The following is a 10,686-nucleotide window of genomic DNA, read 5'->3' on the forward strand; positions in this document are numbered from 1 at the left end:
TTCATCAATAATAATAACCACCTCCTTGAGTGAGCGTTATGCTAAAATCTAATAAATTTTCTCAGTCACTTGTCAGTGGCGTACTAGCTTTTTGTTCATTTAGTGCAATATCAGCTAGTGTAGCACCTGCATTTACGCCAAACACTATTGGCGCGAATTCAGAGAGTCAATTAACGCTAACGCTTTCAAACTCAAGTGGTACAAATGATCGTGATATATCATTCACTGCGAATTTACCCGCCGACATAAGGGTTTCAACTCCATCTATTAGTTCAACAAATTGTGGGGCAACAGCTAATGTAACTGCGGTAGATGGCGCTAGTAGTTTTAGTTTATTAAATGCTGTGTTAGCCAATGGTGAGTCATGCCAATTAACAATCATGACGACAAGTAGTACCGTTGGCACACATACATTTACTATGCCTGCTATTGAGATTGGTTCCACTACAAGTTCTCCCGTATCAACAAATTTGATTGTCGCTACAGATAGACCGTCGGTTAGTTTTTCTTTAGATAAATCTACGGCAGTCATTGGGGAAAATATTCGCGCCACATTAACATTTGATAATAGCGCAGTTACTAATGACATATTTAGTTTGACGGCTAACTTTCAGTTGCCTAATGGTTTGACTATATCTGATTTCCCTGATACCTCAAATGATTGCGCATTTGGTATATATTCAGGAGGCAATGTAAGTTCGCCGGGTGATTCTGTTTTTTCTGTATCAGGTTTTAATACTACATCAGCAGCAGTCGCATCAGGTTCAACTTGCTCAATTAGTCAAAATATAAAAGCGAGCAACACATTTTCAGGGATTGTTGCTTCCGGTAATATTACCGGTGTAAGTGGCTTTTCAACGATTGAATTAGGCTATGCTGCTGATAATATTGTAATAAATCAACCTTCACTTAGCATGAATGTTTTATCTCCGGTTTCAGCTGGTGAAAGTACCAAATTAGAATTTAAATTGAGGAATTTTGAGCGTATTAGTGCCGCTTCAAAAATTGATTTTACTGTCGATTTAAATGCTATTACCCCGTCTGCAATTCCCGGAATTAACTGGAGCTCAGCTCTTCTTAATGATGTATGTGGTAATGGTGATCTCTCGGGTAGTGGTAGTGCATTAATTACCTTTTCAAACGGCTCACTGGCTGCGGAAGAAAGTTGTACCTTTATCGTAGATATCAATATTCCAGCGGGTTCAACACCTGGTGCATACAAAATTGCTTCTAGTTCAGTGCTGATTGACAGTATAAATAAAGGAACCGCTTCTACAGACTTAATTGTTGTGGGGGCTCCAACGGCAGCATTGCGCTTTACACAAAGTGGTAACCCAGTAACAAGTATTGCTGCGGGAGACACTGTAGGTATAGAGTTTACTTTTACTGATACCAGTAACTCAGCTGTCACTGATTTACAGGCAGTACTTGAACTTACGGGCGGCTTACCGTTTCCAATAACTGCAACACTGCCGCCAAATCCCAATCCAGCTTGTGGAGCTGGTTCCTCGGTGTCTCTTATTTCGCTCGGTACTGATAGACAAGGGTTGCAGCTATCTAGCGGAAACCTAGCTGCGAATGGAAGTTGCACTTTTACGGTCGATATCGCTATTCCAAACGGTTTAGAAAGCGGTTCATTAAGTTATACAATGACTTCAGCCTCAGCTACAGTTAATACAACCACTGTATACCCAAAACTACCAAGCTTTTCAGTAAACTTGGTTGGAGCACCAAGTTTAAAAGTTGAAATGCCTAAAGGGGTATTGGGAGGTGATAGCGCTAATGCCGTGTTCACACTTTCTCATAGAGATATTAGCCCAGCCAGCGCAACAGGAATTAATTTTACACTTGATTTAAATACTGTATTAGCTGGTTTAACGGCTACAAATTTACCACTAACAGATGTGTGTGGTTCAGGTTCAACTGTCGCAGGCTCTGCTGGTGAGACCTATATTACCTTATCTGGCGCATCGCTTGCGCCAGGTGCAAGCTGTAACTTTAACATGGCTTTAAATATTCCTAACAGTGCAATACCGGGAGAGTTTACAGCTACAACTTCAGCTGTTAGCGCGACAGTAGATGGATTAAGTGTTACTGGTAATGTTGCTTCTAATGAACTTGTGGTTACAGGGCTTAATGGTAAGTTAGAGTTTTTGACGTCTGCTATTCCTGGAGGTACCGTTACTGCAAGATACACGTTTAGTAATGTAGGTCCGACTGATTTAACCGCACTGACATTTACGCATAATCTAAACGATATTATCTCGGGTACTAATTATTCAGGTTCTGCACTTAATGATATTTGTGGGTCAGGTTCATCCCTATCCGGAACGACATTTTTAATATTTACGGGTGGTAACATTCAATCTGGTCAAAGCTGTAGTTTTGATATCGAGGTGAACGTCCCTGTCGCCACTACATTGAGTAACTATAATACAACAACGAGTAGTGTTAGTTATAATATTGGCTCAAATGTTACAATTGACCCCCTGGTAACTCAGCTAAGTGTTGATACTCCTTTGCGTGTAACAGCGGCGTTTACAACCAGTTATGTTACCGATAATAGTACAGCAAATCTTGAATATACATTAGCGAATATAGGTTCAAATACTGTTGACTCAATCGCATTTACAGATAATTTTGGTGCCGTTCTTAGTGGTGCTTTAGCGAATATTTCGTCATCAAATCAGTGTAATGGTACTTTAACAGGCAGTTCTTCATTGAATTTTTCAGGCGGTTCAATATTGGCGGGGGAATCATGCAAAATCACTGTAGGTATCGATTTACCCAATGTAAATAGTCAAACTCTGTTCACCACAGTAAGTTCATCATTTTCCGCATTAAGTAATTCAATAGCAATCTCTGCGGACGCTGTTAGTTCAAGTTTAACGATTATTGATAATGCACAAGATATCGTGACAACCATTGGTTTGCCAAGTGCGGTGTTGACTAATACGGGGCCAGTATCATTTCCTATAACATTCACTAAAGCAGATGAAGTTAATTTAACTCCCAGTGATATAATACTCTCTAAAAGTGGTACAGCAAATGCCACTATCTCAATTACAAATGGAACAACTACAACTCCTCAAGTAGTCTTTTCAAATATCTCTGGAGATGGCTCTCTTGCATTCTCAATTAATGCAGGGGTGGCAAGGAACAGTGCGGGAAGTTCGATTGCAAGTTCACCTTCACAAAGCGTCAATGTTGATAATGTAAAGCCAGTAATCACATTGACTTCCAGCCAAAATGGTAATCTATTGAATAATACGGTGCCATTTGTTGTAACAATCGACTTTATTACAGATAATGATGCGCTTGCTGTGGCAAGCTCTAATTTAACGTTAGTCAATGCGACTGTAGATGATTTTTCTGTTAATGATGGGAATAGTGCCAATATAACGTTTACGCCTTTGGCTGATGGCCAGGTCAGTATTACATTGGCGGCTAACCAGATTGTTGACGCGGCTGGAAATGGTAATGATTTGCAAGTGGTTGGCTTTACTTATGATAATACTAAACCAACGGTAGTAATTAGCACATCTAAAACTACTGTTAATGGTGCATTTCTCGCAAACTTTGACTTTTCTGAGGCGGTTACAGGCTTTGATATCAGTGATATTAATGTTACCAATGCAAACCTAACTAACTTCTCAGGCTCGGGTGCTAATTACACAGTCACTGTTACACCTTTAACTGAAAGTGTTGTTACTTTAGAGGTTGCGACTGATAAAGCTCAAGATAATGCAACTAATGGTAATTCTGCTTCAAATAAACTCTCTGTAAACTACGACACCACTGCACCTATCCCATCTATCAGTGTACCTATAACAATACAAAATACGCTGTTTTCTGTATTAATTTCATTTAATGAAGAGGTCGTTGGATTTGATATTAATGATATTGTTGTAAGTAATGCCTCTCTTTCCAATTTTACAAATACAGGTTCTGGTAACTATACCCTTGATGTGACCCCAATATCTGATGGCTCTGTTACTATAGATATTGCAGAGGCTGTGGCACAGGATGCTGCGGGTAATAACAACACAGCAGCAACAACAGCGGTAATCAATGTTGATATATCCGCACCGTCAACGGTTATTTCAGTGCCAAGCAGTCCACAAACAACTGCATTCAAAGGAACTATCACATTCAGTGAATCAGTAGTAGGCTTTACACAGTCAGATATCACTACATCTAATGCGAGTTTGTCGGATTTTACAGGCTCAGGTGATACTTATAGTGTAACTGTAACGCCAGTTTCAGAAGGAAAAGTGACATTAGGTGTAGCAGCAAACGCAGCTCAGGATAATGCGGGTAATGGAAATACCGCATCAACAACTGTGACAGTTGATTTCGACCTTACTGCTCCAACAGTAGAACTAGCTACAGCTAGTGATGTCATCGATGGTGAATTTGAGGTAATGGTTACCTTTGATGAGGTAATAACAGGTCTTGAAATAAGTGATTTCGAACTTGAAAATGCTACAGTTTCATCGCTAACCGGTATTTCAAGTACTTCATTCAAGCTATTAATTCAACCGATATCGAGCGGTCAAGTTTCAGTATTATTAAAGGCAGTTGCCGTTCAAGATCTTGCTGGTAATAACAACTTAGTATCTAATAAATTGGTTGTTCAATATAATAATGGACTCGTTTCAGTTAGTATCAAATCTCCTGGAAAAGCGAATAATGCCTTTAAAGCTGAGTTTGAGTTTTCAGGCGCGGTATCAGGCTTTGATATGAAAGATATACTTACTAGTAACGCAGATTTAAGCAATTTCACAACGATTTCATCTACTCTCTATGCTGTTGAAGTTGATGGCATTTCAGTTGGACCTATTACTTTAAGTGTACCTGAAAATGTGGTCCTTGATGAGTTTGGTAATGGCAATGCTGCTTCATCTGTCATAACTATAGATTTTGACAATATAGCGCCAAAACCCGTAACTTTAACGCCTACAAATAATAGCGAGTTAGTTGCCATTTCAACAGTGTTCGCTATTACTTATGATGAACTTATTTTGCAGGGAAGTGGCGATATTAAGCTGATTAATATTGACGATGGCACTGAAATGCTTGCTATAAGTAAAAGTGTGGCAGGTGACTCTCTAGAGTTTGAGTTTGCCGACAGTTTAAGAGTTAATGCCCAGTATCAAGTAAAGGTTGATAAGGGAGTTGTTGTCGATCTTTTTGAAAATCAATCACCCCCAACCACTGAATGGTTCTTCACAACTACAAATTTAGCCCCTGTAGCCTCTGATGATAGTGCAACTACAGATGAAGACATAAAAGTCGCAATAGAGATCACTTTAAATGATAGTGATAGTGACAATGAACTCGATTTAAGTTCTGTTGAGTTATCAAATGCGGAACATGGCTCAGTTCATTATATTGGAAATGGCATAGTTGAGTATATTCCAAATCTAGATTTTAACGGCACCGATAGTTTTACATATACAATTGCCGATGTTGCTGGCTTACGATCAAATCAAGCAAGCGTAACTATCAATGTAAGTAGTATTAATGACGCTCCAAAATTTATATCAGAGCCAATTTTAAATGCAAATGCCCTAGTTGAGTATATCTATAATATTGAAGTTTCTGATGTTGACTCTGAAGACTTAACAGTTTCAATCACAAATGTTACTACTCTACCTGAATGGCTTAATCTAATTGGGTTGCAGTTAATTGGTACACCTCCAGCAAGTGCAATTGGTGAAGAGTTTAATATTATACTTCAAGTTGAGGATGGCGAGCTTAAAGATACTCAGTCATTTACATTAAAAATAGATGAATTTGATAATTCCATCATCACCATCTTACAGAGTGTAAATGTTGAACAAATTATCATAAATCAACCTTTTGAGTTAACAGTAAAGGTTAGCAATGAATCTGCTCAAACAGTCAATGTTGGCGATATTTCAATAGCCTTATCTGGTGCTGAAGTTGTTGAACAATCTGAACGTTGCATCTTGGTTGACCAAATTTTTAAGTGTCAACCTGATAAGAGCTTGTCGCAAATGGATTCGATGGAATTTAAGTTTACACTTCAAGCGATTGAGATAGGCGAATTAAACTCAAATGTGACACTGACTATTAACGAAGAAATTAGTAAACAAGATAGCTTTGCTAAAAATATCAGTGAAAATTCATCTGATGAGTCAGGTGAGCAACTACTTCTTTCAGCTGTAAATAGTTTAGCCACTGCAGATTTTAACAATGATGGTTTAATAGATATTGTATTTGCAGCAAATCAGAATAGTGCAGTATTTTTAAATAAAGGTGCAGGTCAGTTTGAGTTGACTGCATCTATTTTAAGTAATGAAAACGTGTTGCACGTTGCTGTTGGTGATTTTAATAATGATGGTTTTATAGACATCGCATTTGCAACGGAAGGACAGCTTGGCTCTGGTGTTTTATATAATTCAGGTAATGCGACCTTTGCTGATATTCAGATTATATCTAAGACTCCAAGTAAGAAAGTATTTGCATTTGATATCAATCATGACACGCAGACTGACATCGCTTACTTAGATAGTTCTATTTTAGGCATTAGCATTTTTACGCAACCATTCGGTGATGTTTGGCAAACGCAAACAGTTGGCTTTAAAGTAACTGAAAATCAAGTGTTGTATAATGATTTAGCGAGCGGTGATATTAACAATGATGGATTAGTTGACTTAGTATTGGCTGTTGAGAATGATGCATTAGAGGTTTGGTATCAAAATGCCAATGGTGATTATAATAAACATCAAACTGAAATTTTTAATGCTCAAAATGTTATTTTAACAGACCTTACCGGTACTGGGCGTTTAGACATTATTGCATTGGCAGAAAAAGGCATTGCAATCATGAATTCTCAAAATAGCGAGGTTAATTATATTTCATCTGTAGGTTATCAAGCGATTGATATTTCAAACTTGCACGGAGATGAACTACTGGAAATAGCTCTGTTGTCTAAAGGAGGTGACCTTATAATTTATACGCCAACTGAAGAAGGGTATAAGCCATTACCTACCGTTTTTGAGGCTGCTGATGCAAATGGTTTTGTGTTGACCGACGTTGATATGGATGGTGATACTGACATGGTTATTTCTTCGTTTTCGGGTGAAAATGAAATACGATTTAATCAAGGTAATGGGTTATTTGGGCAGCAAACAACAGACCTTAGTCTTATTATCTCTAACACATATAAATCTGTTACATTAGGTGAATTGGTAGAATTTGATATTGTGATTGAGAATAATGGGTTGGCTCATGCGAACAATCCAAAGCTACTAATTAGCATTGATAACGCCTCAATTGACTCCATTAATTCAGAAAAGGTAACGTGTATTGCCGAATCAAATAGCTATATTTGTGAACATCAGGGGAGTATGGAAGTTGGTGACAAAATTAACTTATCTATTTTAGTTAACTTTACTTCATTAGGAACTGCTGTTCTTAATGCTGAAGTGGCTAATGAGAGAGTCGATGATGATGCGTCAAACAATATGCAGGAAATTGCTGTTAATGTTGTTGCAAAGTCTATTATTGAGCCTCCGAAGAAAAGGTCCTCAGGCAATCTGTTCTACTTGCTATATTTTGTGTTAGTGATAATGATAGTTCGTAAAAGACAGACTGGCTTTCATGGTAAATCAATTTGCTAGTGTGTAAACTAGCCTTCTTAATTGGAGGCTAGTAATTGAAAGTATTACATATTGGGAAGTATTACTTCCCTTTTTTTGGCGGAATTGAAAAAGTAACTCAAGATTTGGTAGAGAATCGAGTCTACCAAAATAAAGTCACTTCTTTTATCCTAGCCCATCAGAATGAATCTAAATTACCTTCAGAACATATCAAGATTAATGATATTCAGGTATGCAAGGTAAGGTTAAATGGAGTGGTTGCGTATGCACCAATAGCTACTTCATTTTTGAAGGAACTTAATCAAGTAGTTGATGAATTTAATCCGGATGTAATTCACATTCATATGCCTAACTTATCAGCTTTTGCTTGCCTCTTTTCAAGTAGAGCGAAAAAAGTGCCTTGGGTAGTTCACTGGCATTCAGATGTACTAGGTGCGGTTCCTGATTTGAAAATTAAGCTTTTGTATCCGTTTTACCGTTTATTTGAAAGGTCTTTACTAAAACGTGCATGTAGGGTACTTGTTACGTCACCTCCATATCTTACAGATAGTGCCGCCCTTAACGACTTCAAACATAAATGCAGTGTGGTACCGATTGGTATTAAAGATGTAGGGTTATGTGCAAATAATCAAGATACACAAACCACAAACCAATTAAATTTATTGATGATTGGTCGGCTTACTTATTATAAAGGCCATTCGCTTATGCTTAGAGCTCTATCTAGGCTTCCAGCTAAGATAAAAGTTCACTTATCCATAATAGGAGAGGGAGAGTTGAGCAATGAGTTATTGTCTCTTTCTAAAAGTCTCAAGATTCAAGATAAAGTGAGCTTTCTTGGTCGAGTTTCAGATAGTGATATATCCAAACAGCTCTTTGGCACAGATTTATTGTGCTTGCCATCTATTGAAAAAACAGAAGCATTTGGTGTGGTACTTTTAGAAGCCGCAATGCACTCTAAACCTGCATTAGTAAGTAATGTTAAGGGGAGTGGAATGTCTTGGGTCGTTCAAGATAGAGTAACAGGATTTATTTTCGAAAACAATAATGTCGAGTCCCTTTGTGAAAAGATACAAGAAATTTATCTTGATAAGATGTCATTAAAGGCTTTGGGTCTTAATGCAAGAGAGAGATTTGATGAGGTGTTTAATTTAGATAGTGTCGCTAATCAAATAACGGAGTTATACGAGAATATTCTGGCTGAAAAAACTATGCTAGATAGCTAATATCATTTAGACTAGAGCTTTTGTTAGAGTACTTAAGTCAGTTGCAGCGAAATGTTGATTGTTATCCCAGCACATAACGAAGAAGCGACAATTCAAGATGTCATTCATGATTTGTTGACGCATGGATACAGAGATATTGTTGTGGTTGACGATGCCAGCACCGATAACACCGCAAAGTTAGCAAAACAGTCGGGGGCGAAAGTATTGAGTATGCCCTACAATTTAGGGGCGTGGAAAGCAACGCAAACCGGTGTGCGTTATGCGTATGAAAATAACTATTCTCATTTAGTTACTTTTGACGCCGACAAGCAGCATTTAGCTTCTCAAATTCAGTATCTAACCGACAATCAAAAAATTACCAACGCTAATTTAGTGATAGGTTCGTGTCCATCGAGGGGCTCACTGTCGCGTCGCATTGCTTGGAAGTTTTTCCGCGGTTTGTCAGGTGTTAAAGTTAATGACTTAACCTCAGGTTTTCGTTTATACGACCAGCAAGCGATTAGTGTATTAAGCAAGAAAGAAGCATCTTTGCTTGAATATCAAGATGTTGGGGTGCTATTGATGCTTAAAACATTTCATATTGATAAATCTGAAGTAAATGTTGAAATGCAGCGACGTGAATCAGGTATTTCTCGTATTTTTTATTCTTGGTGGGCAGTAATTTATTATATGGGTTATACCACCATGTTGTGTTTAAGTAAAATTGCTAAAAAAGCGCACTTATTATCTGAAGAGATTGAAAAAGTTTAAATGGAAATTTATCAGTTTTTTACGGCATTTTTAGCTGTTGTTTTTTTTCTTTTTGTGGTGGTTTTAATTCGCCGTGATTCAATTCTTATGGGCGCCGCTTTTCGCTGGCTGATTCTAGCTATTTCCATTTTGGTGTTAGGTGTCTTCCCTCAAGTGGCAGATGTTGCTGCTGGTTGGGTTGGCATTGCTTACTCGCCAATTTTACCGGTTATTCTTGCGTGTTTATTGTTAATGCTAAAAGCGCTTATTGCGGATATCGAGCGTGCTAAAGCGCAAGTAAAAATGGATCGCATCGCGCAAAAATTAGCTATGGTTGAGATGGAGCTTGAACAGCTAAAGCAGCATAAGCCTAGCAAATCTTAGTATTTATAGAAATTGCACACTAAGGTTTATCTATGAATAAAAAGTTATTTGCATAATTTGGTTTAGCTCGCCAAGATCTGTTTTATTTTTTATTGCATTTAATCATGAACTACGACGTTTTTAACGGTGATGCGGACGGCATTATCGCACTTCTTCAATTGCAGCTTGCAAACCCTACTGAAAGTAAAAAAATTACGGGTGTTAAACGTGATATTCAATTATTACAGCAGGTGAATGCTCAAGCGGGTGATTCGATTCGAGTGCTCGATATCTCAATGGAGAAAAATAAAGAAGCTTTACATGCCTGCTTAGATGTTGGTGCGGAGGTGTTTTATGTCGATCATCATCGCGCAGGTGAAATTCCAACAAGCGATAAGTTAGAAGCGCATATCGATTTAGATGCAAATACCTGTACCAGCTTAATTGTCAGCGACCGGCTCAAAAAACAATATCACCTTTGGGCAATTACAGCTGCTTATGGTGATAATATGATTGCCACAGCAGATACTGAGGCAGATAAGCTTGGTTTATCCAAAGAGCAAAAAGAAAAGTTAAAAGCATTAGGCATTTATATTAACTACAACGGCTATGGCAGCACTGTTGAAGATCTACATTTCCACCCTGCTGTACTTTTTGAAATATTGCTCGCTTATTCATCACCATTAGCGTTAATTGAACAAACAGATTCCATTTTTTATCAGCTTGAAGCGTTATACACA

4 protein-coding genes and 1 pseudogene are annotated in these 10,686 nt (G+C 37.9%); all 5 read left to right on the forward strand.

Annotated features, from left to right (window positions below; all coding sequences use genetic code 11):
* Positions 1–38: 38 nt before the first annotated feature.
* Positions 39–7,652: an Ig-like domain-containing protein gene (locus ABYD77_RS07490; RefSeq protein ID WP_372768537.1), complete on the forward strand. Its 7,614-nt coding sequence runs from the start codon at positions 39–41 to the stop codon at positions 7,650–7,652.
* Between the two features lie 35 nt (positions 7,653–7,687).
* On the forward strand, positions 7,688–8,854 hold the full coding sequence (locus ABYD77_RS07495) for a glycosyltransferase (RefSeq protein WP_372768539.1): 1,167 nt from the start codon (positions 7,688–7,690) through the stop codon (positions 8,852–8,854).
* Between the two features lie 51 nt (positions 8,855–8,905).
* Positions 8,906–9,604, forward strand: coding sequence for a glycosyltransferase family 2 protein (locus ABYD77_RS07500; RefSeq protein ID WP_372768541.1), 699 nt, complete (start codon positions 8,906–8,908; stop codon positions 9,602–9,604).
* Complete coding sequence (locus tag ABYD77_RS07505; RefSeq protein ID WP_372768543.1) at positions 9,605–9,967, forward strand: DUF2304 domain-containing protein; 363 nt, start codon at positions 9,605–9,607, stop codon at positions 9,965–9,967.
* A gap of 104 nt (positions 9,968–10,071) precedes the next feature.
* Positions 10,072–10,686: pseudogene (locus tag ABYD77_RS07510) on the forward strand (DHH family phosphoesterase); the annotation flags it as partial.

It is taken from the genome of Pseudoalteromonas sp. (assembly GCF_041629635.1).
Taxonomy (GTDB): domain Bacteria; phylum Pseudomonadota; class Gammaproteobacteria; order Enterobacterales; family Alteromonadaceae; genus Pseudoalteromonas.